Source organism: Pseudomonas sp. TUM25319 (assembly GCF_056388475.1).
Window position 1 is genome coordinate 5,904,148 of record NZ_CM150751.1, and the last position, 23,137, is coordinate 5,927,284.

A 23,137-nucleotide genomic window follows, 5' to 3' on the forward strand; every position below is an offset into this window, starting at 1 on the left:
GCGTACAACTAGTCAGAAATTTTGTTGATCAGCCCAGCGAGCATTTTGGAGAGCTCGCGGACTTCATTAATCCAGCCATGGGCCAGTCGTGGAGGCAGATAGCCAATTTCACTGGCAATCATCAGTTGAGTCCGCAACTCCGCACAGGATGCCTTCGCGACACTGAGAAACCAGACTTTCTCTCGCTGTCCCCGCCGCTCCATACCCTCGGCAATATTCGATGGGATGGAGACGCCTGCACGGGTGATCTGGCCCTTGAAACCAAAGTCGCGACAGTCAACCAGGGCCTGGTACAACTCGACAGCCAGTTGCTTGCTTCTCTGCCACACCAACAACTTCTCAAAATCCACTGCGAGCACTCCTGTGCGCCCGCAACGCAGGCGGCAAGCTGTAAAAGCCAAGACACTACGCAGTGCGCTTCTGTCTTGCAGCTTGCCGCTTGTAACTTGAAGCTTAGAAATAACCTTGACGTTTTTTGTCTTCCATCGAGCCGGCGCCATCGTGGTCGATGACACGGCCCTGACGCTCGGACGTGCGGGTCAGGAGCATTTCCTGAATGATGTCCGTCAGGGTTTCGGCTTCCGATTCGACGGCGCCCGTCAACGGGTAGCAGCCGAGGGTACGGAAACGCACCTTCTTCTTGACGATGCGCGCCTTTTCCTCGTCGCTCAGGTGCTCGAGGATGCGATCGTCGTCGATCATGATCAGGGTGCCGTTCTTCTCGATGACTTCGCGCTCGGCGGCGAAGTACAGCGGCACGATCGGGATGCCTTCGAGGTAGATGTACTGCCAGATGTCCAGCTCGGTCCAGTTCGACAGCGGGAAGACGCGGATCGACTCGCCCTTGTTGACCTTGCCGTTGTAGACGTTCCACAGCTCGGGACGCTGGTTCTTCGGGTCCCAGCGGTGTTTGCTGTCGCGGAAGGAATACACGCGCTCCTTGGCGCGGGACTTCTCTTCGTCACGGCGCGCGCCACCGAAGGCAGCGTCGAAGCCGTGCTTGTCCAGCGCCTGCTTCAGGCCCTGGGTCTTCATGATGTCGGTGTGCTTGGAGCTGCCGTGGGTGAACGGGTTGATGCCCTGCGCCACACCTTCCGGGTTGACGTGGGTGATCAACTCAAGACCCATTTCCTCGACCATCTTGTCGCGGAAGCTGTACATCTCCTGGAATTTCCATTGGGTGTCGACATGCATCACTGGAAACGGCAGCTTGCCAGGGAAGAAGGCCTTGCGCGCCAGATGCAGCATCACGGCCGAATCCTTGCCAATGGAGTACAGCATCACCGGGTTATCGAACTCGGCGGCCACCTCACGAATGATGTGGATGCTTTCCGCCTCCAACTGTTTCAAATGCGTCAGTTTGTCGACCATGGCTACTCACGGGAAAAACGATCTTTATGGACGGCCAAGCGGGCCGTGTTCGAGCGGGCAACTCTATCACAGCGCCCGATTCTATTTAGGCAGCGGACTAGAACGAAACAATCTATGGATATGCCCGGCTGTTTAGTTGCTACACCGGATTCGGACAGTCAATGAACAGATGTTCCAGGGCAAAGCGCCTTGCCAGGTAATCGCCCAGCGCCTGCACGCCGTAGCGCTCGGTGGCATGGTGGCCGGCCGCAATGAAGCTGATGCCGTTTTCGCGGGCACTGTGGAAGGTCTGCTCGGAGGCCTCGCCACTGATGAACAGATCGACCCCGGCAGCGATCGCCTGGTCGATGTAGCCCTGACCGCCACCCGTGCACCAGCCGACCCGACGAATGACCTGCTCGCCTTCGATCAACAGCGGCTCGCGGCCCATCACGTCACTGACCCGACGGGCGAAGTCACGGGCCGAGACCGGCTCGGCGAGCGAGCCGACCAGCCCCACGACCCGAGGGTTGTCAGGGTCCAGCGGCCCTTCGACGGTGATGTCCAGTTGCCTGGCCAGTTGCACGTTGTTGCCGACTTCCGGGTGCACGTCCAGCGGCAGGTGGTAGGCCAGCAGGCTCAGGTCGTTTTTCAACAGGGTCTTGAGCCGGCGCTGCTTCATGCCGGTGATGCAGGGGTTTTCGCCCTTCCAGAAATAACCGTGGTGTACCAGCACCAGATCGGCGCCGGCGTCGACGGCGGCATCCAGCAGCGCCTGGCTGGCCGTCACACCGCTGACGATGCGGGTCACCTGCGGCCGGCCTTCGACCTGCAGGCCATTGGGGCAGTAATCCTGGATTTTCCCGCTGGAAAGATAGCGGTCGGCCTCTTCGACCAGGGTTGTCAGGGCAACAGCCATGAAAAGACTCCTCAATTCAGCACTTCAGCGCGGCGCAAGGCCCCGTATAATGCTGGCCATTATGAGCCGTCGACTGTTTTGGGGAAACCGGCGGCAACTACCTGGGGGCATTCGGCCAACTCCTTCACACGCCGAATGAATTTGCAGTTCCTGCACAGGTCTTGCCGAAGTATGATCGCGCGCGTTCATCACCACCTCCCCAACTGCGTCATCGGCTCGGGCCTCCATCCCCCAGGATCCATCCAATGTTCAAGGCGTTGCGTTATTTCGGCTGGCCACTGTTCACCGGCGTGCTGATCGCACTGCTGGTCATCCAGCGTTTCCCCCAATGGGTCGGCCTGCCCAGCCAGGACGTCAACCTGCAGCAGGCACCGCAGACCAACAGCATCGTCCAGGGCCCGGTGTCCTACGCCGATGCGGTGACCCACGCAGCGCCGGCCGTGGCCAACCTCTACACCACCAAAGTGGTCAACAAATCGGCCCATCCGCTGTTCGAAGACCCGCAATTCCGCCGGTTCTTCGGTGACAACCTGCCCAAGCAGCGGCGCTGGGAATCAAGCCTCGGCTCGGCAGTGATCATGAGCCCGGAAGGCTACCTGCTGACCAACAACCACGTGACCGCCGGTGCCGACCAGATCGTGGTGGCCCTCAAGGACGGCCGTGAAACCCTGGCACGGGTCATCGGCAGCGATCCGGAAACCGACCTGGCGGTGCTGAAGATCGACCTGAAGAACCTGCCCGCCATTACCATTGGCCGCTCCGACAACATTCACATCGGCGACGTCGCCCTGGCCATCGGCAACCCGTTCGGCGTCGGCCAGACTGTCACCATGGGTATCATCAGCGCCACCGGGCGCAACCAGCTGGGCCTGAACAACTACGAAGACTTCATCCAGACTGACGCGGCGATCAACCCGGGCAACTCCGGCGGCGCCCTGGTGGACGCCAACGGCAACCTGACCGGCATCAACACGGCGATCTTCTCCAAGTCCGGTGGCTCCCAGGGTATCGGCTTCGCCATCCCGACCAAGCTGGCGCTGGAGGTAATGAAGTCGATCATCGAACACGGCCAGGTGATCCGTGGCTGGCTGGGCATCGAGGTGCAGCCGTTGAGTGCCGAGCTGGCCGAGTCGTTCGGCATGCAAGGGCGGCCCGGCATCGTGGTCGCCGGCATCTTCCGCGACGGCCCCGCACAGAAAGCGGGCCTGCAACTGGGCGACGTGATTCTCAGCATCAATGGCGAGCCGGCCGGTGATGGACGCCGTTCGATGAACCAGGTAGCGCGGATCAAGCCCAACGAGAAGGTGGCGATCGAAGTGGTGCGCAACGGCAAGCCACTGAAACTGATGGCGGAGGTGGGGTTGCGGCCACCACCGGCGCCAGCGGCGCAGGAAGAGAACTGAAAAAAGGGCCGCTTTCGCGGCCCTTCTTCTTTCCTAGTGCAGGATCTGGCTGAGGAACAGCTTGGTCCGCTCGTTCTGCGGCCGGTCGAAGAAGTCGTCCGGTGCGGCCTGTTCGACGATCTCGCCCTTGTCCATGAAGATCACCCGGTTCGCCACAGTGCGGGCGAAGCCCATTTCGTGGGTCACACAGAGCATGGTCATGCCGTCTTCGGCCAGGCTGACCATGGTGTCCAGCACTTCCTTGACCATTTCCGGGTCCAGGGCCGAGGTCGGCTCGTCGAACAGCATGATCTTCGGCTTCATGCACAGTGCCCGGGCGATCGCCACGCGCTGCTGCTGGCCACCGGACAGCTGCCCGGGGAACTTGTGCGCCTGCTCCGGAATCCGCACCCGCTCCAGGTAGTGCATGGCGATTTCCTCGGCCTTGCGCTTGGGCATCTTGCGGACCCACATCGGTGCCAGGGTGCAGTTCTGCAGGATGGTCAGGTGCGGGAACAGGTTGAAATGCTGGAACACCATGCCGACTTCGCGGCGGATCGCTTCGATCTGCTTGAGGTCGTTGGTCAGTTCGACGCCATCGACCACGATACGGCCCTGCTGGTGCTCTTCCAGGCGGTTGAGGCAGCGGATGGTGGTGGACTTGCCCGAGCCGGACGGCCCGCACAGCACGATGCGCTCGCCCTGGCGCACATTCAGGTTGATGTCCTTGAGTACGTGGAACTGGCCGTACCACTTGTTCACGCCCTGCATCTGGATAATGCCTTCAGGGCCAACAGGCTGTTTGATCGCTTCGCTCATCAAAATCTCTCCTAACGCTTGTGGCCTGTGTCCAGCTTGCGCTCCAGATGCATGGAGTAGCGGGACATACCGAAACAGAAAATCCAGAACACCAGGGCCGCGAACACGTAGCCCTCGGTCGCCATGCCCAGCCAGGCCGGGTCGGCAGCGGCCTGCTTGACGCTGTTGAGCAGGTCGAACAGGCCGATGATGATCACCAGGCTGGTGTCCTTGAACAGGGCAATGAAGGTGTTGACGATGCCGGGGATCACCAGCTTCAGGGCTTGCGGCAGAATCACCAGGCCCATGGCGCGCCAGTAGCCCAGGCCCATGGCCGCAGCGGCTTCGTACTGCCCCTTGGGAATGGCCTGCAGGCCGCCGCGCACCACCTCGGCGATGTACGCCGACTGGAACAGGATCACGCCGATCATGGCCCGCAACAGCTTGTCGAAGCTCATGCCTTCAGGCAGGAACAGCGGCAGCATCACCGACGACATGAACAGCACGGTAATCAGCGGCACGCCACGCCAGAACTCGATGAAGGTCACGCAGACCACCTTCACCGCCGGCATTTTCGAGCGCCGGCCCAGCGCCAGCAGGATGCCGAGCGGCAAGGCGCCGACAATCCCGACGGTGGCGATCACCAGGGTCAGCATCAGGCCGCCCCATTGGTTGGTCGGAACAGTGGCCAGCCCCAGATAACCGCCGTGCAGCAGGGTGTAGGCGATGACCGGGTAGACCACCAGGAAGCTCAGGCCGTACATCGCCTTGCGCGGGAAGCGCGAGATGAACAGCGGCGCGGCGCCGATCACCGCCAGCCAGACCGTCAGGTCAACGCGCCAGCGCAGTTCGGTGGGGTAATAGCCGTACATGAACTGGCCGAAACGCTGCTGGATGAACACCCAGCAAGCGCCTTCCTTGGTGCAGTCGGCGCGGGTGGTACCGACCCAGTTGGCATCGAAGATCGACCACTGCAGCAGTGGCGGCACGATCAGCCAGACCAGGTAGATGGCGAACAGCGTCAACAGGGTGTTCAGCCAGCTGGAGAACAGGTTGGCGCGCAGCCAGGCGACTACGCCGACGGTTTTCACCGGCGGCGGCATATCGGGTTTGAAAACATGGGAAGTCATGCGCGTCTCCTTACCGCTCGATCAGCGCGATGCGCTTGTTGTACCAGTTCATCAGCAGGGAAATGCTGATACTGATGGCCAGGTACACGCTCATGGTGATGGCGATTACCTCGATGGCCTGTCCGGTCTGGTTGAGCACGGTGCCGGCGAACAGCGAGACCATCTCCGGGTAGCCGATACCGGCCGCCAGCGAGGAGTTCTTCGCCAGGTTGAGGTACTGGCTGGTCAGCGGCGGAATGATCACTCGCAGCGCCTGGGGAATGATCACCTTGCGCAGCGTCGGCCCTTCGCGCAGGCCCAGAGAGCGGGCTGCCTCGGTCTGGCCATGGCTCACCGAGCGGATGCCGGAGCGGACGATCTCGGCAATGAACGCGGCGGTGTAGATGGTCAGCGCCAGCGTCAGCGCCAGCAACTCGGGGATCAGCACCCAGCCGCCGGCGAAGTTGAATCCTTTCAATTGCGACAGTTCCCAGCTCAGCGGATTGCCGAACAGCAGCACGCTCAGGCCAGGGATCACCAGCAGCAGGGCCAGGCCGGCCCAGAACTTGTGGAACGGCTCGCCGGTCGCCTCGAAGCGGCGGTTGGCCCAGCGCACCATCGCCACCACGGCGACGATCGCCAGCAGCACGGCAATTGCGAACGGCCAGAATCCTTCGGCCAGCGAAGCGCCGGGCATGTTCAGCCCACGGTTGCTGATGAAGAAGGTGTCATTGATGTTGAGGCTGCCCCGCGGTCCCGGCAGGGTCAGGAACACCGCGAAGTACCAGAACAGGATCTGCAGCAGCGGCGGGATGTTACGGAAGGTCTCGACATAGACGGTCGCCAGCTTGTTGATCATCCAGTTCGGTGACAGCCGTGCCACGCCGATGATGAACCCCAGCAGGGTCGCCAGGATGATGCCGATGAAGGTGACCAGCAGCGTGTTGAGCAGACCGATGACGAAGACCCGAGCATAGGAATCGGACTCGGTGTACGGGATCAGGTGCTGGGCAATGCCGAAGCCGGCGCTGCGGTCGAGGAAGTCGAAGCCCGAGGTGATGCCCCGGTGTTGCAGGTTGGTCTGGGTGTTGTGGAACAGATACCAGCCCAGACCGACCACCACGACGATGGTGAGGATCTGGAACAGCCACGCGCGGACACGTGGATCGCTCAGGGACAGGCCCTTGGGTGGATTTTGCATGAAAAGCCCCGAAGAGAAGGAACGGAAAGGCCCGCGGTGACGGGATCGTCACCGCGGGCCACACCAATCAGCGCACTGGTGGCGCGTACTGGATGCCGCCGTTGTTCCACAGGGCGTTCAGACCGCGGTCGATCTGCAGCGGGGTGCTCTTGCCAAGGTTCTTCTCGAACACTTCGCCGTAGTTGCCCACTTCCTTGACGATCTTCACTACCCAGTCTTTCGGCAGTTTCAGGTCCTTGCCATATTCGCCGTCGGCACCGAGCATGCGCGCCACGTCAGGGTTCTTGGTGGACTTGGCCTCGGCCTCGACGTTCTTCGAGGTGATGCCCATTTCTTCGGCATTGAGCATGGCGAAGAGGGTCCACTTGACGATGGCGAACCATTCTTCGTCGCCTTTACGCACGACCGGGCCGAGCGGCTCCTTGGAAATGGTTTCCGGCAGTACGACGTAGTCGGTCGGCGCCGCCAGCTTGGAGCGTTGTGCATAGAGTTGCGATTTGTCGGAGGTCAGCACGTCGCAACGACCGGACTCCAGCGACTTGGCGCTCTCGTCGGAGGTGTCGAAGGTGATCGGGGTGTATTTCAGGCCGTTGGCGCGGAAATAGTCGGAAACGTTCAGCTCGGTGGTGGTACCGGCCTGGATGCAGATGGTCGCGCCATCCAGTTCCTTGGCGCTGGAAACACCCAGCTTCTTGTTCACCAGGAAGCCGATGCCGTCGTAGTAGGTAACGCCGGCGAACACCAGGCCCATGCCGGAATCACGCGAGCTGGTCCAGGTGGTGTTGCGCGACAGCACGTCGACTTCGCCGGACTGCAGCGCGGTGAAGCGCTCCTTGGCGTTGAGCTGGCTGAACTTGACCTTGGTGGCGTCACCGAAGACCGCAGCCGCGACGGCGCGGCAGACGTCGGCGTCGATACCGACGATGGTGCCCTTGGCGTCCGGCACCGAGAAGCCCGGCAAGCCGTCACTCACGCCGCACTGTACGAATCCCTTCTTCTGTACCGCATCCAGGGTCGCACCCGCCTGCGCGAAAGAACTCAGGCCCAGCGCAGCGGCAGCCGTCACGACTGCCAGGGTGGATTTCAACATCTTCATTAAAACCTCCAGATCGCTCTTATTGTGTTGAGCCGGTTTGCACCGCACCCTTATGAGGCGCATCCGACCCGTTTTCGCTTTTTATTGGGTCAATTGGCGCAATACGCTGTTCTGTGACAGCCTTGGTTTTCCCATGAGGGGTGTTACCGTGGGAACACGTCGCCTCATGTCGGTATGCCAGTAGCAAAGCGCGTACCAGTTCGGCCGGCTAAAGCGTTTCAGTTCCTTGCAACGAACAAAGTTGCAGCAATGCGACACTTTTTTTCGAATTGACCTCACGTGCCTTTTTTTCATGCACCTCGTTGAGAGCGTGTGCACTTTTTCGGAGCAGTCATGACCAATCCCCTGATTCTTGAACCCCAGAAGACCGCCGACGCCTGTGTGATCTGGTTGCACGGCCTGGGTGCCGACCGCTACGACTTCATGCCGGTGGCCGAAGCACTGCAGGAACACATGCTCACGACCCGTTTCGTTATGCCTCAGGCACCGACCCGTGCGGTGACGATCAACGGCGGCTACGAGATGCCCAGCTGGTATGACATCAAGGCCATGAGCCCGGCCAGGGCAATCGACGAAACCCAACTGGAGGAATCCGCTGCCCAGGTCATCGAGCTGATCGAGCAGCAACGCGCTGCCGGCATCGACCCCACCCGCATTTTCCTCGCCGGCTTCTCCCAGGGTGGCGCCGTGGTCCTGCACACCGCCTATATAAAGTGGCAAGGCGCCCTGGGTGGCGTGCTGGCCTTGTCCACCTATGCACCGACCTTCAGGGACGACACCCAGCTCACCGCCAGCCAGCAGCGCATCCCGGCACTGTGCCTGCACGGCGTATACGACCCGGTCGTCTTGCCGGCCATGGGCCGCACCGCCTTCGAACACCTGAAGAACTGGGGCGTCGACGTGAACTGGCAGGAGTACCCGATGGAGCACGCGGTGCTGCCGGAAGAGATCAGTGACATCGGCGCCTGGCTGATGGCGCGTCTGCGCTGAACGTCGCAATCCCTGTAGTTGTCAGCTCAATCCACTACGCCGAGCCCGGATCTTGCATTACACTGCCCGGCGTACATTCCTTAACCAATCGACGAGAAGACCGTGCTCAAAGCACTCAAGAAGATGTTCGGCAAGAGCGAGGCTGAGCCGCTCGCCGCCGGAACCGCTGCTACCGTGATGCAGCCCCCGCCCGCTCCGGCCCCGGCCCCGACGCCCGCTCCCGCAGCCCCGATCAAGGCCGAAGCCGCCCAGCCGGTGCGCCCCGAACCTGCCGCCGCCAAGCCACGCCGCGAGCGCAAATCCAAGCCACAGGCCTCGACCTGGAAGCTGGAAGATTTCGTGGTCGAGCCGCAGGAAGGCAAGACCCGGTTCCACGATTTCAAGCTGTCCCCGCAACTGATGCACGCCATCCACGACCTGGGCTTCCCGTACTGCACGCCGATCCAGGCCCAGGTGCTGGGTTTCACCCTGCGCGGCCAGGACGCCATTGGCCGGGCCCAGACCGGTACCGGCAAGACCGCGGCCTTCCTGATCTCGATCATCACCCAGCTGCAACAGACGCCGCCGCCGAAAGAGCGCTACATGGGCGAGCCACGGGCGCTGATCATCGCCCCGACCCGCGAGCTGGTGGTGCAGATCGCCAAGGACGCCGCGGCCCTGACCAAGTACACCGGCCTGAACGTGATGACCTTCGTCGGCGGCATGGACTACGACAAGCAGCTCAAGGCCCTGGAAGCCCGCCACTGCGACATCCTGGTCGCCACGCCGGGCCGCCTGCTGGACTTCAACCAGCGCGGCGAAGTGCACCTGGACATGGTCGAGGTGCTGGTGCTGGACGAAGCCGACCGCATGCTGGACATGGGCTTCATCCCACAGGTTCGTCAGATCATCCGCCAGACGCCACCGAAGGCCGAGCGCCAGACCCTGCTGTTCTCCGCCACCTTCACCGAAGACGTGATGAACCTGGCCAAGCAGTGGACCACCAACCCGGCGATCGTCGAGATCGAACCGGAGAACGTCGCCAGCGAAACCGTCGAGCAGCATGTCTACGCCGTGGCGGGCAGCGACAAGTACAAGCTGCTGTACAACCTGGTCACCGAGAACAAGTGGGAGCGGGTCATCGTCTTCGCCAACCGCAAGGATGAAGTGCGCCGCATCGAAGAAAAGCTGGTGCGCGACGGCGTGAATGCCGCGCAACTGTCGGGCGACGTGCCGCAGCACAAGCGCATCCGCACCCTGGAAAACTTCCGCGAAGGCCGCATCACCGTGCTGGTGGCGACCGACGTCGCCGGGCGCGGCATCCATATCGACGGCATCAGCCACGTAATCAACTTCACCCTGCCGGAAGACCCGGACGACTACGTCCACCGCATCGGTCGTACGGGCCGTGCGGGCACCAGCGGCGTATCGATCAGTTTTGCCGGTGAGGACGACTCCTACCAGTTGCCGGCCATCGAGGCGCTGCTGGGGCGCAAGATCAGTTGCGAGATGCCTCCGACGGAGTTGCTCAAGCCGGTGCCGAAGAAGCACCACGGCTGATTCAGGAAACGCAGTCTTCGGACTGCGTTTTTTTATGCCTGGATTTCTTCGGTGTTGCTGATGGCCTTATCGCTGGCAAGCCAGCTCCCACAGGCACCACCTCCCTGTGGGAACTGGCTTGCCAGCGATAGGGCCATCGGCAACACCACAAAATTCCAAGGCCTGGGGATGGAAAATATCTAAACTAAAAGTCCATAATGGAAAAATTAGTTTATTCCAGACATCCCGGAGTCCCGAATGACCGCGCCTCTCGTTCTCGATCAGCAGCACGCCCGCCAACTGCTCGCCCAGGTGGATGTCCCGCAGGTGCTGCGCGACCTGTTCCGCGACCTGGCAGCCGGCCAGGCGGTGCAGCCACCGCAGCAACTGGTGGAATTCCCCGCCGGCAAAGGCGACTTCATCAACTACGGCGGTGTGCTGGCGCGCGAAGGCGTCTACGGGGTCAAGACGTCACCCTACATCGTCCGCGACCAAGGCCCGCTGGTCACCGCCTGGACACTGCTGATGTCCACACAGACCGGCCAGCCACTGCTGCTGTGCGACGCCGGCGAGTTGACCACCGCCCGCACCGCCGCCACCACCGCAGTCGCCGTGGACGCCCTGGCCCCGACCGAAGCCCGCCGCCTGACGATCATCGGCAGCGGCGCGATCGCCCGCGCCCACCTGCACTACGTCCGCGAGCTGCGCCCATGGCAGGACATCCGCCTGTATTCCCCGGGCCTGAACGGCAAGAGCGCCAGCGAGCGCGACGCCCTCACCGCCCTCGACCCGCGCCTGAGCCTGCACGACGACGCAGAAGCGGCCCTGATCGACGCCGACGTGATCATGCTCTGCACCTCGTCGGCCAAGCCGGTCATCGACCCGGCTCGCCTGAGCAAGCCGGCACTGATCACCTCCATCAGCACCAATGCGGTGCGCGCCCATGAAGTACCGCCGGCGAGCCTGGCGGACATGGACGTGTACTGCGACTACCGCGTGACCACCCCAGGCAGCGCCGGGGAGATGCGCCTGGCCGCCGAGGAGCACGGCTGGAAGACCGAAGCGATCATCGGCGACCTGCCAGAGCTGGTCAGTGGCCAGGCGCCAGGCCCGGATTACCAGCGCCACGCCTTCTTCCGCTCCATCGGCCTGGGCCTGGAAGACATCGCCCTGGCCAACGCCCTGTACCACCTGCAACGCGCACGCTGAGGCGTCGGAGAACCCATGCAACAGGCTGACTTCATCATCATCGGCGGCGGTATCGCCGGCGCCTCCACCGGTTACTGGCTGGCTGCCCACGGCAAGGTCGTGGTGCTGGAGCGCGAGACGTTGCCGGGCTATCACTCCACCGGCCGCTCGGCGGCGCTGTACACCGCCGCCTACGGCACGCCGCAGGTTCGGGCCCTGACCCTCGCCAGCCGGGCGTTCTTCGACCAGCCGCCAGCCGGCTTCGCCGAGCACCCGCTGCTCACCCCGCGAGGCGAGATGACCGTGGACTTCGACGGCGACGCCGAAGAATTGCAGCGCCAGTTCGACAGCGCCCGCGCCTGCGTGCCGGAAATGCAATTGCTCAGCGCCGACGAGGCGTGCGAACGGTTGCCGGTGCTGCGCCGGGAGAAAGTCCACGGCGCGCTGTACGACCCGAGCGCCAGCGATATCGACACCGACGGTCTGCACCAGGGCTACTTGCGCGGCATCCGCCGCCAGCAAGGAGAAATCCACGGTGATTGCGAAGTGCTCGGCCTGCACCGCGACGCCGACGGCCAATGGCGCGTGGCAACCCGCCGCGGCGACTTCCGCGCCCCGCTGGTCATCAACGCCGCCGGCGCCTGGGCCGACCAGATCGGACAACTGGCCGGCGCCCGCCCGCTGGGCCTGCAACCCAAGCGCCGTGCCGCCTTCATCTTTGAAGCCCCCGCCGACCTGGACACCCATGGCTGGCCGATGCTGGTGAGCCTCGACGAGTCGTTCTACATGAAGCCCGATGCCGGCATGCTCCTGGGCTCGCCGTGCAACGCCGATCCCGTCGAACCCCACGATGTGCAGCCGGAAGAACTGGATATCGCCCTGGGGATCTACCAGATCGAAGAAGCCACCACCCTGACCATCCGCCGTCCGTTCCGCACCTGGGCCGGGTTGCGCAGCTTCGTCGCCGATGGCGACCTGGTGGCAGGTTTCGATCCCGAAGTTGCGGGCCTGTTCTGGGTCGCCGCGCAAGGTGGCTACGGCATCCAGACCTCGCCGGCCATGGGCCAGGCCAGCGCCGCGCTGGTGCGTGGAGAGCCGCTGCCCGCACACCTCGACGAATTCGGCCTGAGCGCCGCGCAACTCTCCCCCGCACGCCTGCAAGGATGACGCGCCCGCGCGTTTGCGGCACACTCCCAGCGCCCTGTTTCCCGGGGCGCTGATCCCGTCCGGAGCCCGCCTGAATGTCGACCCCCGATCCCGTCCTGCAGAACTACCGGGCGATCGCCGATGCCATCGCCACGCTGTTCTTTCCTCATGCCGAAGTGGTGCTGCACGACCTGCGTACCCAGAAGATCGACTACATCGCCAACAACCTGTCCAAGCGCGAAGTCGGCGATGATGCCGCGCTGGAAGACATGGTCGAGGAAGGCACTGACGAGACCAATATCGGCCCCTACGAAAAGCTCAACTGGGACGGGCAGAAGATCCGCTCGCTGAGCACGGTGCTGCGCGATGAGACTGGCCAGCCGGTGGCGGTGCTGTGCATCAACCTGAACATCTCGATGTTCGAGAGCATGAAGGCGGCGCTGGACCTGTTCCTGTCCTCGAGCAAAGTGATCCCGCAGCCGGATGCGCTGTTCCGCGACGACTGGCAGGAGCGGATCAACACCTTCCTCAACAGTTGGCTGCGCGAACGCCAGCTCAGCTTCAACCTGCTCAACCGCGACCACAAGCGCGAGCTGGTCCTCGCCCTGCACGCCGAAGGTGCGTTCCGCGGCAAGAGCGCGGCCAATTATGTGGCCAATGTGCTGAACATGGGGCGGGCGACGGTGTACAAGCACCTGAAGGAACTCAAGGCCTGAAGCATCAGGCCTTGAGCGAGGCGGCGGTCAGTCGCCGTAGATGTCGGTCTTGAAGTACTTGGACTGGATCTTCTGGTATTCGCCATTGGCACGGATGGCGACGATGGCATCGTTCAGTTTCTTCACCAGTTCGGTATTGCCCTTGCGCACGGCGATACCGGCGCCCTCACCGACGAACTTCGGATCTTTCAGTTCCGGGCCGACAAAGGCGAAGCCCTTGCCACGCGGCGTATCGAGGAAGCCCAGCTGCAGCGGGATGGTATCGGCGAACACACCGTCCAGGCGCCCGCTTTCCATGTCCATGAAGATCTCTTCGTTGGTGGTGTACGGCACCACGATCACGCCCTTGGGCTCCAGCACCGCACGCACGTAGCGGTCAGTGGTGGTGGCGCGCTGCACACCGATGCGCTTGCCTTTGAGGGACTCGTACTGGTCGTCGACCTGGGTGCCTTCCTTCATCGCCAGGCGCGCCGAGGTGAAGTAGTACTTATTGGTGAAGTCCACGGACTTCTTGCGCTCTTCGGTGATGGTGATCGACGACAGGGCCGCGTCGATCTTCTTGACCTTCAGCGACGGGATCAGACCGTCGTACTCCTGCTCGACCCACTGGCACTTGACCTTCATCTCGGCGCACAGGGCGTTGCCGATGTCGTAGTCGAAGCCTTCGATACCGTTCGGGGTCTTGTAGGCAAAGGGCGGGTAGGCCGCCTCGATGCCGATGCGCAGGTCGTCGCCGGCCGCGAACACAGGGCTGCTGGCCAGCAGGCCAAAGGCCAGACCGGCGATCAGGTGGGAGGTCTTCATGATGGGCTCTCTCGCTCGTTGTTGTGTTGGGGGTGACAAGACAGAGGAAAGGGGCCGGCCAGGGGCCGAACGATTTTGTACTTATAATTCTATTATGGAATTTATCGTACATCTGCCAGGGGCGAGCTGCAAGCTGCAAGCTTCAAGCTGCAAGAGGGAGCAGTTGACGGCGCTCCAGCTTTTTCTAGCAACTTGTGGCTTGTGGCTTGTGGCTTGTGGCTTGTGGCTTGTGGCTTGTGGCTTGTGGCTTGAAGCTTGAAGCTTGAAGCTTGCAGCTGACCTGTTCTACCAACGCCCGGCGGCGTCGGTATCGCTCTGCTTGCCCTCGACCCAGCGTGGGCCTTCGCTGGTCTGTTCCTTTTTCCAGAACGGCGCACGGGTCTTGAGGTAGTCCATGATGAAGTTGCAGGCGTCGAATGCCGCCTGGCGGTGGGCGCTGGCGACGCCGACGAAGACGATCGGCTCGCCCGGTTCCAGGGCGCCGATACGGTGCAGCACCTCGACCTTGAGCAGCGGCCAGCGCTGTTCGGCCTCGACGACAATCTTGTCCAGGGCCTTTTCGGTCATGCCGGGATAGTGTTCGAGAAACATCCCCGCGACTTCGCGACCTTCGTTGAAATCCCGCACATAACCGACGAACGCCACCACGGCGCCGACGCCGACGTTGGCGGCGTGCATGTCATTGGTTTCAGCGCCCGGATCGAAGGGCGCAGTCTGGACCCGAACGCTCATTTCAGCCTCCGGTAACCGGTGGGAAGAAGGCCACTTCGTCGCCGTCTTCCAGGGCTTCATCGGGCTTGCACAGGTCCTGGTTGCGGGCGCACATCAGGTTCTGCTCGGCCAGTACGCCGTAGGGTTCGCCCTTGCCGAGCAAGGCCTGACGGACGTCTTCGATACGGGCGAAGGTGCCGTCCAGCGTCTCGCCGTCCCTGCCCAGCAGCTCGCGGTAACGGGCGAAATAGACCACGTTGATCTTCATTTCGCATCCGCCTGGTAGTGGCCGCTCTTGCCGCCGAGTTTTTCCAGCAGGCGCACGGCTTCGATGGTCATGCCGCGATCGACGGCCTTGCACATGTCATAGATAGTCAGCGCGGCGACGCTGGCGGCGGTCAAGGCTTCCATCTCCACGCCAGTCTGCCCGGCCAGCTTGCAGCGGGCGACAATGTGCACGCAGTCGCTGCCTTCGGCGCTCAGTTCGACCTTGACGCTGGTGAGCATCAGCGGATGGCACAGGGGAATCAGGTCGCTGGTTTTCTTCGCCGCCTGGATGCCGGCGATGCGCGCCACGGCGAACACGTCGCCCTTGGGATGGGCTCCGTCGACAATCATGGCGAGGGTCTGCGGGAGCATGCGCACCCGCGCTTCGGCCACGGCTTCGCGGTGGGTCACGGCCTTGTCGGTGACGTCGACCATCGCGGCGCGACCTTGGGAATCGAGATGAGTCAGCACGGGGTTACTCCAGATCAGGAGCCCCGATTGTAAACCTGCGAGTCAGCTTTTAGCAGCGAAAAAAACGGGCGGCGCAAGGCCGCCCGGGTCGGGATTACAGATGGGATTCGGCGTATTCGGCCAGAATCGAACGTGGCACCCCTTGCAGGGTGATATGAACGCCGTTGGGGAAGTCCTTGAAGCGTTCGGTCAGGTAGGTCAGGCCGGAGCTGGTGGCCGACAGGTACGGTGTGTCGATCTGCGCCAGGTTGCCCAGGCAGATCACCTTGGAGCCTGCACCGGCACGGGTGATGATGGTTTTCATCTGGTGCGGGGTGAGGTTCTGGCATTCATCGATCAGGATCAGGCTCTGCTGGAAGCTGCGCCCGCGGATGTAGTTCAGGGATTTGAACTGCAGCGGAACCCGTTCGAGGATGTATTCGACACTGCCATGGGTGCTCTCATCGTCCATGTGCAGGGCTTCGAGGTTGTCGGTGATGGCGCCGAGCCAAGGCTCCATTTTTTCCGCTTCGGTGCCCGGCAGGAAGCCGATCTCCTGGTCCAGCCCCTGCACGCTGCGGGTGGCGATGATGCGCCGGTAGCGCTTGCTGACCATGGTCTGCTCGATCGCTGCGGCCAGGGCCAGGATGGTCTTGCCGGAACCGGCGGCGCCGGTGAGGTTGACCAGGTGGATATCCGGGTCCAGCAACGCGAACAGCGCCAGGCCCTGATGGATGTCCCGCGGCTTGAGGCCCCAGGCTTCCTGATGCAGCAGCGGCTCCTGATGCAGGTCGAGCAATAGCAGTTCGCTGTCCTTGATGCCCTTGATCCAGCCGACGAACCCCTGCTCGTCAATGATGAACTCGTTGACGTGCACCGCCGGCAGGTTGTCGATCAGTTGCACACGGTGCCAGGTGCGGCCGCGCTCCTGGCGGGTCTCGACCTTGCTGACCCGGTCCCAGAACGAGCCGGTGACCGAGTGATAGCCCTTGGACAGCAGACTGACGTCGTCCACCAGTTGGTCGGTGCTGTAGTCCTCGGCGGCGAGCCCGCAGGCGCGCGCCTTGAGGCGCATGTTGATGTCTTTGGTGACCAGCACCACGTCACGGCCCTGGTGCTTGTTATGCAGGTCCAGGACCTGGTTGATGATGATGTTGTCGTTCAGGTGTTCCGGCAGCAGTCGATTGGGTTCGGTGCGCTGGGTCATCAGGATCGAAAGGTAGCCCTTCGGCCCACTCTTGCCGCGCTGGATCGGCACACCCTGTTCGACGTCCGAGGGTGTGGCATCGCCGAGGGTCTGGTCGATCAGGCGGATGGCCTGGCGACATTCGGCGGCGACGGTGTGTTTCCCGGTCTTGAGCTTGTCGAGTTCCTCCAGCACCGTCATCGGTATGGCGACATGGTGTTCTTCGAAGTTGAGCAGGGCGTTGGGGTCGTGAATCAGGACGTTGGTGTCCAACACATACAGGATTGGCTGGTTGGAGGAAGAAGTGCGTCCTTGGTCATCCATACTCGGTCACCTTATGTGGGAGCTACACGATGCGCTACTGCCGCATCGCAGAGTGACCGCCGTACTTCCCGTATCCGCGTCGTTACGGGCGGGAAGCGCACCTGCATGAGGGGAGTTCGAGGACGCCACCTGGCTGCAGGGATCGGCTGTCTGATTCCTACATACCGCAAAAAGCATTACCGGAAAAAGCGTTTTTACGCGCAGGTGAAGTTTATTTTTCGGTTTGACGAATAGGCCTTGGCGACGCGGGAAAGCACGACTACAGTCAGGAGTGGAGTCCGTTGAAACCTTTCACCTTCTGTCGCTTTCCCCCTCGTTTCTCTACCTTCCGTCGAAGTCCCGGCAACTCTCCCAGCCAATTCCGCTCTGCGCCGTATTGCTCAGCAACCAGGTCACCACTACCTGTGCCTTGGGCTGGCTGTCGTGCAACTGGATCAGGCCGCGGCGCCACAGCAGCATCAGGGTCAGGGTGCGCTGCGCGGATTGCTCGGCGGTCAGCGGGCTGAGGTCCTGGGCATCGATGTCCCACAGGGTCACTCGCAGGTTCTGGCTGGCGAAGAAGGCCGGGCTGTCGGCACGACGCTGCCCGTAGGGCGGCCGGAACAACGGCACGTATTGATCGGGCAGATCCGCCTGGGCCCGCGCTGCGCCGCGCAGCACCGAGTCCTGCCAGTCGTTCCACTGGGCATGGGAGCGGTACTGCCAGCCCTGGGTGCCGACGCACTGGCCGCGATACAGATCCCGAAGCGCCTGCAGCGGCTGCTTGTCGCGGCGGGTCTGCAGGTTCTGGCCCAACACGAAGAACAATCCGTCGAGCTTCTGCTTGCGCAGGAAGGTGGTCAGCGCCTCGGTGCTGCCGCCGGCCAGGCTCGGGCCACCGTCGAAGCTCAACAGAAACAGGCGGTCGTTGAGCCGGTCGCCGGTGAGCTCCTGGGGCGAGAAGAACGCCACTTCGCTGGCGGTCTGCGGAAACAGCGCGGCCTTGCGCAGCAGCTCGTTGAGGTAGGCGATATGGAACTGCCGGCTCGGTTCGGCCCAGCCGGCATAGAAGGAGTCGGCCGCGACGGCAAAGGTCGCGGCGGTGCGGCGCAGGTCGCCGAGGTTTTCGATGACGTAGCAGAACGAGGCGTCCTGCGCGCAACTCTGCTGGGCAAAGTCATAGTTGCGCCACAGCGCTCGCCACAGGCGCTCACGCACCTCGCTGACCACCTGCAGGTTGACCTGACGCAGTTGCAGGCGCGCGCTCAGCGCTGCTTCGTCGAGGGATTCGCTTTCGGCCAGCACCCTCGCGAACGAGAGAATCTCGGCCCGCGAGGCGACATCGAACAGCACCGGCGTATCCAGGCTCTCCGGCCAGTAGCTGCGGTCGAAAATGGCGATCTGCGGCGGGGCAGCCTGAGCGCCGAAGGCCAGCAGGGCAGTCAGGACAACGAGGGCTATGCGCACGGTGAACACTCTCCGGTTTATCCGCCGGGCACTATAGCAGTGCGTCCGCCTATCGCCGCGATAGCTGGAGAACATCGGCCCCGCCCCGTAGAATCGCGGCCACGATTCAAGGAGCCGACCTCATGCTGACGGTGATTTCCCCCGCCAAGACCCTCGATTACGACACCCCGCCGGTCACTGCGCGGCACACCCTGCCCCAGTACCTGGACGACTCCCAGGAACTGATCGTGCAACTGCGCGAACTGTCGCCGGCGCAGATCAGCGAACTGATGCACCTGTCCGACAAGCTTGCCGGCCTCAATGCCGCGCGCTTTGGCAGCTGGACCCCGGATTTCACCCCGGCCAACGCCAAGCAGGCGCTGCTGGCGTTCAAGGGCGACGTCTATACCGGCCTCGACGCCGAAAGCCTCGGCGAAGACGACTTCAGCTACGCCCAGGACCACCTGCGCATGCTCTCGGGCCTCTACGGCCTGCTGCGCCCGCTGGACCTGATGCAGCCCTACCGCCTGGAAATGGGCACCAAGCTGGCCAACGCCCGGGGCAAGGACCTGTACGCCTTCTGGGGTACGCGGATCAGCGAATGGCTGAACCAGGCGCTGGCCGACCAGGGTGACGACCTGCTGCTCAATCTGGCCAGCAACGAGTACTTCAGCGCGGTGAAACGCAGCGCGCTCAAGGCACGGGTGATCAACACCGAATTCCGTGACCAGAAGAACGGCCAGTACAAGATCATCAGCTTCTACGCGAAAAAAGCCCGGGGCCTGATGAGCCGCTTCGTCATCCAGGAACGGATCAACGACCCGGAGCAACTCAAGCAGTTCGATGTGCAGGGCTACTACTACAGTGCCGAGCAGTCGAAGCCGGACAACCTGGTGTTTCTGCGGGATCATCCGGACGATTGATCCTCGGTATCGCTGATGACCTCACCGCTGGCAAGCGGTGAGGCCATCAGGAACACCTTGAACCGCCATTAATATGGCGCCAAAAAATCAACAAACCCTCTTTATCGCAAAACGCCATAAGACCGTTCGTAGTTTTTTGACGAAAAATCCGGAAATATTTTTCCGTACTGGCACAAAACCATCCCACCTCAAGTTCGCCCTTTATATATGGGGACGACACTCCCGCGTGCTATCAAAGTGAAAGTATCGAGATCCTGAAAAATATTAAAAAATCTTTCACCGGCACTCTCCCGCCTCAGGAACTTATCCCCTCGACACCCGCTCATACCACCCGTAACGATTTTCGAGCCCTGTGTGAGAAATGACTTACATAACAAACTCGAAACCCGGAAGTTATACATCGTTAGTTGAGCCATCGCCTGAAACCCGTTCACGGCAAGGCTCACGCCCAGGAGAAGACGCCCTATAAATTCGTCCTTGTGGTTGATTTCAAAGGATTTTATCCACTTGAAAAAACAAGCACTGCAGTATGGAAAAACAGTACTGCAATAAAGACGGCTAGCGTTTGGGGCACGTCCCTATTAATGGCCATTGGCTGCCTACTTTAAGCGCCCCTTAATTGTGCGCTGAAAACTTACTTATGCCCGCTTGTGGAACAGCGCGTTAACGCCACCGTTCCGCCTGCGCGAAATACGGCTGGTAAATCAATCCGGTCCGGTTCTTTGAAGGGAATCGGCGTAGCTAACTACATGAGGTGAATGCGATGCGTATCAGCATCTTTGGTTTGGGTTATGTGGGTGCAGTCTGTGCCGGTTGCCTGTCCGCACGAGGCCATGAAGTGATTGGCGTGGACGTTTCCGCAACCAAGATCGACCTGATCAACCAGGGCAAATCCCCGATTGTCGAGCCGGGCCTCGAAGGCCTGTTACAGCAGGGCATCGCCAACGGCCGGCTGCGCGGCACCACGGACTTTTCCCAGGCCATCCGCGACAGCGAACTGTCGATGATCTGCGTCGGAACACCGAGCAAGAAAAACGGCGACCTGGGCCTCGAATACATCGAGTCGGTATGCCGCGAGATCGGCTTCGTCCTGCGTGAAAAATCCAGCCGCCACACCATCGTGGTGCGCAGCACCGTGCTGCCGGGCACCGTGAAGAACGTGGTCATCCCGATTCTAGAAGACTGCTCCGGCAAGAAGGCCGGCGTCGATTTCGGCGTCGCGGTCAACCCGGAATTCCTGCGTGAAAGCACCGCCATCGCTGACTACGATCACCCGCCGATGACCGTCATCGGCGAGCTGGACCGCGCCAGCGGCGACGTGCTCCAGGCCCTGTACGAAGAACTCGACGCGCCGATCATCCGCAAGGACATCGAAGTCGCCGAGATGATCAAGTACACCTGCAACGTCTGGCACGCGACCAAGGTCACCTTCGCCAACGAGATCGGCAATATCGCCAAGGCGGTGGGCGTCGATGGCCGCGAAGTGATGGACGTGGTCTGCCAGGACAAGGCCCTGAACCTGTCGCAGTACTACATGCGTCCGGGCTTCGCCTTCGGCGGCTCGTGCCTGCCCAAGGACGTCCGCGCCCTCACCTACCGTGCCGGCAGCCTCGATGTGAAGGCGCCGCTGCTCGACTCGCTGATGCGCAGCAACGAATCCCAGGTGCAGAACGCCTTCGACATCATCGAAAGCCACGACAAGCGCAAGGTCGCCCTGCTCGGCCTGAGCTTCAAGGCCGGCACCGACGACCTGCGCGAGAGCCCGCTGGTGGAACTGGCCGAACGCCTGATCGGCAAGGGCTACCAGCTCGATATCTACGACCAGAACGTGCAGTACGCCCGGGTCCATGGTGCCAACAAGGACTACATCGAATCGAAGATTCCCCACGTCTCGTCCCTGCTCAACGCTGACCTGCAACAGGTCATCGACAACGCCGACATCATCGTCCTGGGCAACCGTGACGAGCAGTTCCGCGCCCTGGCCCAACAGGCGCCGGCCGGCAAGCAGGTGATCGACCTGGTGGGCTTCATGAGCAAGACCACCTGCACCACCAGCCGTACCGAAGGTATCTGCTGGTAAGCAGGCCGCGCGGGGCCGCCCGGCCCCGCGCGACTTTTCGAACGTCCCGCCCCTGATACGGATGCAGCACATGCAAAGCCTCAAGCACGGCCTGTTGCAGGCCGCCGGTTGGCTGTTCTACGTGACCTTGCTCATGTTGATCGCCCTGGCCCTGCCCAACACCCTGTTCGACCCCGACTCCAAGGACTTCCTGTTCCTGATCGGTGCCGTCGGTATCTGGCGCTACTCCATGGGCGCGACGCATTTCGTGCGCGGCATGCTGTTTCTCTACGTGGTCTACCCTCGGCTGCGGCGCAAGGTGCGCAAGCTCGGCAGCGCGGCCGACCCGTCCCACGTCTACCTGATGGTCACCAGCTTTCGCATCGACGCCCTGACCACCGCGCAGGTCTACAGCTCGGTAATCCGAGAAGCCATCGACTGCGGCTACCCCACCACAGTGGTCTGCTCGCTGGTGGAAATGTCCGATGAGCTGCTGGTGAAAAGCCTGTGGGCCAAATACAACCCGCCGGAGCGGGTCAGCCTCGACTTCGTGCGTATTGCCGGTACCGGCAAGCGCGACGGCCTGGCCTTCGGTTTCCGTGCCATCTCCCGCCACCTGCCGGACGACAACGCCGTGGTCGCGGTGATCGACGGCGACACCGTGCTCGGCGAAGGCGTGGTGCGCAAGACGGTCCCCTGGTTCAAGCTGTTCGGCAATGTCGGCGGCCTGACCACCAACGAATTCTGCGAAGTGCGCGGCGGCTACGTGATGAGCGAGTGGCACAAGCTGCGCTTCGCCCAGCGCCACATCAACATGTGCTCCATGGCCCTGTCCAAGCGCGTGCTGACCATGACCGGGCGCATGTCGGTGTTCCGCGCAAGCGTGGTGACCAACCCCGAGTTCATCGCCGACGTCGAAAGCGACTCGCTGATGCACTGGCGCCTGGGCCGCTTCAAGTTCCTCACCGGCGACGACAAGTCCAGCTGGTTCAGCCTGATGCGCCTGGGCTACGACACCTTCTACGTGCCGGACGCGGCGATCAACACGGTCGAGCACCCGCCGGAAAAGAGCTTCATCAAGGCCAGCCGCAAGCTGATGTACCGCTGGTACGGCAACAACCTGCGGCAGAACTCCCGCGCCCTGGGCCTGGGGATCCGGCGCCTCGGCCTGTTCACCAGCGTGGTGCTGTTCGACCAGCGCGTATCGATGTGGACCAGCCTGCTCGGCCTGACCGTGGCGGTGATCGCCAGCCTCAAGTTCGGCGCCAAGTTCCTCCTCGCCTACCTGCTGTGGATCGGCCTCACCCGCCTGATCCTGACCATCATGCTGCTGTGCTCGGGGCACAAGATCGGCCCGGCCTATCCGCTGATCCTCTACTACAACCAGATCGTCGGGGCACTGATGAAGATCTACGTGTTCTTCCGTCTCGACCGGCAGTCCTGGACCCGCCAGCCCACCGCGCTCAAACGCGACCTCGCCAGCTTTCAACAATGGTTCAACACCTGGTCTTCCCGGACCATGACCTTCTCGGCGGCCAGCATCTTCGTTGCTGTGCTGTTCGTGGTCGTGTGAGC

Annotated in this window: 22 protein-coding genes; 9 read left to right on the top strand and 13 right to left on the bottom strand. The window is 62.4% G+C overall.

The features are described from left to right. Positions 1-8: 8 nt before the first annotated feature. The 3 genes from AC05QJ_RS26650 to AC05QJ_RS26660 all read right to left on the bottom strand — a co-directional run bounded on the left by AC05QJ_RS26650 (position 9) and on the right by AC05QJ_RS26660 (position 2,269). Positions 9-350: a four helix bundle protein gene (locus AC05QJ_RS26650; RefSeq protein WP_476744211.1), complete on the bottom strand. Its 342-nt coding sequence runs from the start codon at positions 348-350 to the stop codon at positions 9-11. A gap of 103 nt (positions 351-453) precedes the next feature. Then, positions 454-1,371, bottom strand: coding sequence for a sulfate adenylyltransferase subunit CysD (cysD, locus tag AC05QJ_RS26655; RefSeq protein ID WP_095154611.1), 918 nt, complete (start codon positions 1,369-1,371; stop codon positions 454-456). A gap of 139 nt (positions 1,372-1,510) precedes the next feature. Continuing rightward, positions 1,511-2,269 carry a Nif3-like dinuclear metal center hexameric protein gene (locus AC05QJ_RS26660; protein ID WP_476744212.1) on the bottom strand — a complete coding sequence of 253 codons (759 nt, stop codon included), beginning with the start codon at positions 2,267-2,269 and terminating at the stop codon, positions 1,511-1,513. Between the two features lie 245 nt (positions 2,270-2,514). Between AC05QJ_RS26660 and algW the strand changes: the two genes are divergently transcribed. Continuing rightward, the gene (algW, locus tag AC05QJ_RS26665) at positions 2,515-3,672 is read left to right on the top strand and encodes a Do family serine endopeptidase AlgW (protein ID WP_476744213.1); all 1,158 of its coding nucleotides are present in this window, start codon (positions 2,515-2,517) and stop codon (positions 3,670-3,672) included. A gap of 33 nt (positions 3,673-3,705) precedes the next feature. Here the strand turns inward: algW and AC05QJ_RS26670 are convergent, their stop codons facing one another. The 4 genes from AC05QJ_RS26670 to AC05QJ_RS26685 form a co-directional block, all read right to left on the bottom strand. Then, complete coding sequence (locus tag AC05QJ_RS26670) at positions 3,706-4,470, bottom strand: amino acid ABC transporter ATP-binding protein (RefSeq protein WP_316920010.1); 765 nt, start codon at positions 4,468-4,470, stop codon at positions 3,706-3,708. A gap of 11 nt (positions 4,471-4,481) precedes the next feature. Then, positions 4,482-5,579 (bottom strand): amino acid ABC transporter permease, encoded by a 1,098-nt coding sequence (locus AC05QJ_RS26675; protein ID WP_476744214.1) that lies wholly within the window; start codon positions 5,577-5,579, stop codon positions 4,482-4,484. Positions 5,580-5,589: 10 nt separating this feature from the next. Continuing rightward, positions 5,590-6,759: an amino acid ABC transporter permease gene (locus tag AC05QJ_RS26680; RefSeq protein ID WP_476744215.1), complete on the bottom strand. Its 1,170-nt coding sequence runs from the start codon at positions 6,757-6,759 to the stop codon at positions 5,590-5,592. 67 nt (positions 6,760-6,826) lie between these two features. Then, on the bottom strand, positions 6,827-7,855 hold the full coding sequence (locus tag AC05QJ_RS26685; RefSeq protein WP_476744216.1) for an amino acid ABC transporter substrate-binding protein: 1,029 nt from the start codon (positions 7,853-7,855) through the stop codon (positions 6,827-6,829). A 333-nt stretch (positions 7,856-8,188) separates the two neighbouring features. Between AC05QJ_RS26685 and AC05QJ_RS26690 the strand changes: the two genes are divergently transcribed. The 5 genes from AC05QJ_RS26690 to AC05QJ_RS26710 all read left to right on the top strand — a co-directional run bounded on the left by AC05QJ_RS26690 (position 8,189) and on the right by AC05QJ_RS26710 (position 13,413). Continuing rightward, positions 8,189-8,845: an alpha/beta hydrolase gene (locus AC05QJ_RS26690; protein ID WP_476744217.1), complete on the top strand. Its 657-nt coding sequence runs from the start codon at positions 8,189-8,191 to the stop codon at positions 8,843-8,845. A 102-nt stretch (positions 8,846-8,947) separates the two neighbouring features. Beyond that, entirely contained in the window at positions 8,948-10,384 is a 1,437-nt protein-coding gene (gene rhlB / locus AC05QJ_RS26695) for an ATP-dependent RNA helicase RhlB (protein WP_476744218.1), read from the top strand. A 237-nt stretch (positions 10,385-10,621) separates the two neighbouring features. Next, positions 10,622-11,572, top strand: coding sequence for an ornithine cyclodeaminase family protein (locus tag AC05QJ_RS26700; protein WP_476744219.1), 951 nt, complete (start codon positions 10,622-10,624; stop codon positions 11,570-11,572). 15 nt (positions 11,573-11,587) lie between these two features. After that, positions 11,588-12,718, top strand: coding sequence for an NAD(P)/FAD-dependent oxidoreductase (locus AC05QJ_RS26705; protein WP_476744220.1), 1,131 nt, complete (start codon positions 11,588-11,590; stop codon positions 12,716-12,718). A gap of 74 nt (positions 12,719-12,792) precedes the next feature. Next, positions 12,793-13,413 (top strand): helix-turn-helix transcriptional regulator, encoded by a 621-nt coding sequence (locus AC05QJ_RS26710; RefSeq protein WP_476744221.1) that lies wholly within the window; start codon positions 12,793-12,795, stop codon positions 13,411-13,413. Between the two features lie 27 nt (positions 13,414-13,440). Here AC05QJ_RS26710 and AC05QJ_RS26715 read toward each other — a convergent pair whose 3' ends face one another. From AC05QJ_RS26715 to AC05QJ_RS26740, 6 genes are all read right to left on the bottom strand, one after another. Beyond that, the gene (locus AC05QJ_RS26715) at positions 13,441-14,217 is read right to left on the bottom strand and encodes an ABC transporter substrate-binding protein (protein ID WP_476744222.1); all 777 of its coding nucleotides are present in this window, start codon (positions 14,215-14,217) and stop codon (positions 13,441-13,443) included. Positions 14,218-14,502: 285 nt separating this feature from the next. Further along, complete coding sequence (moaE, locus tag AC05QJ_RS26720; RefSeq protein ID WP_476744223.1) at positions 14,503-14,949, bottom strand: molybdopterin synthase catalytic subunit MoaE; 447 nt, start codon at positions 14,947-14,949, stop codon at positions 14,503-14,505. Position 14,950: 1 nt separating this feature from the next. Further along, positions 14,951-15,196, bottom strand: a complete 246-nt coding sequence (locus tag AC05QJ_RS26725) for a MoaD/ThiS family protein (RefSeq protein WP_476744224.1) — start codon at positions 15,194-15,196, stop codon at positions 14,951-14,953. After that, positions 15,193-15,666 (bottom strand): cyclic pyranopterin monophosphate synthase MoaC, encoded by a 474-nt coding sequence (moaC, locus tag AC05QJ_RS26730; protein ID WP_476744225.1) that lies wholly within the window; start codon positions 15,664-15,666, stop codon positions 15,193-15,195. The genes AC05QJ_RS26725 and moaC overlap by 4 nt, the downstream gene beginning before the upstream one ends. A gap of 94 nt (positions 15,667-15,760) precedes the next feature. Next, on the bottom strand, positions 15,761-17,155 hold the full coding sequence (locus tag AC05QJ_RS26735; RefSeq protein ID WP_476744226.1) for a PhoH family protein: 1,395 nt from the start codon (positions 17,153-17,155) through the stop codon (positions 15,761-15,763). A 321-nt stretch (positions 17,156-17,476) separates the two neighbouring features. Beyond that, positions 17,477-18,601 (bottom strand): polysaccharide deacetylase family protein, encoded by a 1,125-nt coding sequence (locus AC05QJ_RS26740; RefSeq protein ID WP_476744227.1) that lies wholly within the window; start codon positions 18,599-18,601, stop codon positions 17,477-17,479. Between the two features lie 122 nt (positions 18,602-18,723). On the opposite strand from AC05QJ_RS26740, the gene yaaA reads away from it, so the two are divergent. From yaaA to alg8, 3 genes are all read left to right on the top strand, one after another. After that, positions 18,724-19,503 carry a peroxide stress protein YaaA gene (gene yaaA / locus AC05QJ_RS26745; protein ID WP_476744228.1) on the top strand — a complete coding sequence of 260 codons (780 nt, stop codon included), beginning with the start codon at positions 18,724-18,726 and terminating at the stop codon, positions 19,501-19,503. Between the two features lie 763 nt (positions 19,504-20,266). Continuing rightward, positions 20,267-21,583 (top strand): nucleotide sugar dehydrogenase, encoded by a 1,317-nt coding sequence (locus tag AC05QJ_RS26750; protein ID WP_476744229.1) that lies wholly within the window; start codon positions 20,267-20,269, stop codon positions 21,581-21,583. 61 nt (positions 21,584-21,644) lie between these two features. Beyond that, complete coding sequence (gene alg8, locus AC05QJ_RS26755) at positions 21,645-23,135, top strand: mannuronan synthase (protein WP_476744230.1); 1,491 nt, start codon at positions 21,645-21,647, stop codon at positions 23,133-23,135. Positions 23,136-23,137: the final 2 nt, after the last annotated feature.

What these genes read in the sequence shown, in the direction of transcription:
- cysD (WP_095154611.1), bottom strand. Translation starts at nt 1,371, where the DNA reads ATGGTCGACAAACTGACGCATTTGAAACAGTTGGAGGCGGAAAGCATC.
- AC05QJ_RS26660 (WP_476744212.1), bottom strand. Translation starts at nt 2,269, where the DNA reads ATGGCTGTTGCCCTGACAACCCTGGTCGAAGAGGCCGACCGCTATCTT.
- algW (WP_476744213.1), top strand. Translation starts at nt 2,515, where the DNA reads ATGTTCAAGGCGTTGCGTTATTTCGGCTGGCCACTGTTCACCGGCGTG.
- AC05QJ_RS26670 (WP_316920010.1), bottom strand. Translation starts at nt 4,470, where the DNA reads ATGAGCGAAGCGATCAAACAGCCTGTTGGCCCTGAAGGCATTATCCAG.
- AC05QJ_RS26675 (WP_476744214.1), bottom strand. Translation starts at nt 5,579, where the DNA reads ATGACTTCCCATGTTTTCAAACCCGATATGCCGCCGCCGGTGAAAACC.
- AC05QJ_RS26680 (WP_476744215.1), bottom strand. Translation starts at nt 6,759, where the DNA reads ATGCAAAATCCACCCAAGGGCCTGTCCCTGAGCGATCCACGTGTCCGC.
- AC05QJ_RS26685 (WP_476744216.1), bottom strand. Translation starts at nt 7,855, where the DNA reads ATGAAGATGTTGAAATCCACCCTGGCAGTCGTGACGGCTGCCGCTGCG.
- AC05QJ_RS26690 (WP_476744217.1), top strand. Translation starts at nt 8,189, where the DNA reads ATGACCAATCCCCTGATTCTTGAACCCCAGAAGACCGCCGACGCCTGT.
- AC05QJ_RS26700 (WP_476744219.1), top strand. Translation starts at nt 10,622, where the DNA reads ATGACCGCGCCTCTCGTTCTCGATCAGCAGCACGCCCGCCAACTGCTC.
- AC05QJ_RS26705 (WP_476744220.1), top strand. Translation starts at nt 11,588, where the DNA reads ATGCAACAGGCTGACTTCATCATCATCGGCGGCGGTATCGCCGGCGCC.
- AC05QJ_RS26710 (WP_476744221.1), top strand. Translation starts at nt 12,793, where the DNA reads ATGTCGACCCCCGATCCCGTCCTGCAGAACTACCGGGCGATCGCCGAT.
- AC05QJ_RS26715 (WP_476744222.1), bottom strand. Translation starts at nt 14,217, where the DNA reads ATGAAGACCTCCCACCTGATCGCCGGTCTGGCCTTTGGCCTGCTGGCC.
- moaE (WP_476744223.1), bottom strand. Translation starts at nt 14,949, where the DNA reads ATGAGCGTTCGGGTCCAGACTGCGCCCTTCGATCCGGGCGCTGAAACC.
- AC05QJ_RS26725 (WP_476744224.1), bottom strand. Translation starts at nt 15,196, where the DNA reads ATGAAGATCAACGTGGTCTATTTCGCCCGTTACCGCGAGCTGCTGGGC.
- AC05QJ_RS26735 (WP_476744226.1), bottom strand. Translation starts at nt 17,155, where the DNA reads ATGGATGACCAAGGACGCACTTCTTCCTCCAACCAGCCAATCCTGTAT.
- yaaA (WP_476744228.1), top strand. Translation starts at nt 18,724, where the DNA reads ATGCTGACGGTGATTTCCCCCGCCAAGACCCTCGATTACGACACCCCG.
- AC05QJ_RS26750 (WP_476744229.1), top strand. Translation starts at nt 20,267, where the DNA reads ATGCGTATCAGCATCTTTGGTTTGGGTTATGTGGGTGCAGTCTGTGCC.
- alg8 (WP_476744230.1), top strand. Translation starts at nt 21,645, where the DNA reads ATGCAGCACATGCAAAGCCTCAAGCACGGCCTGTTGCAGGCCGCCGGT.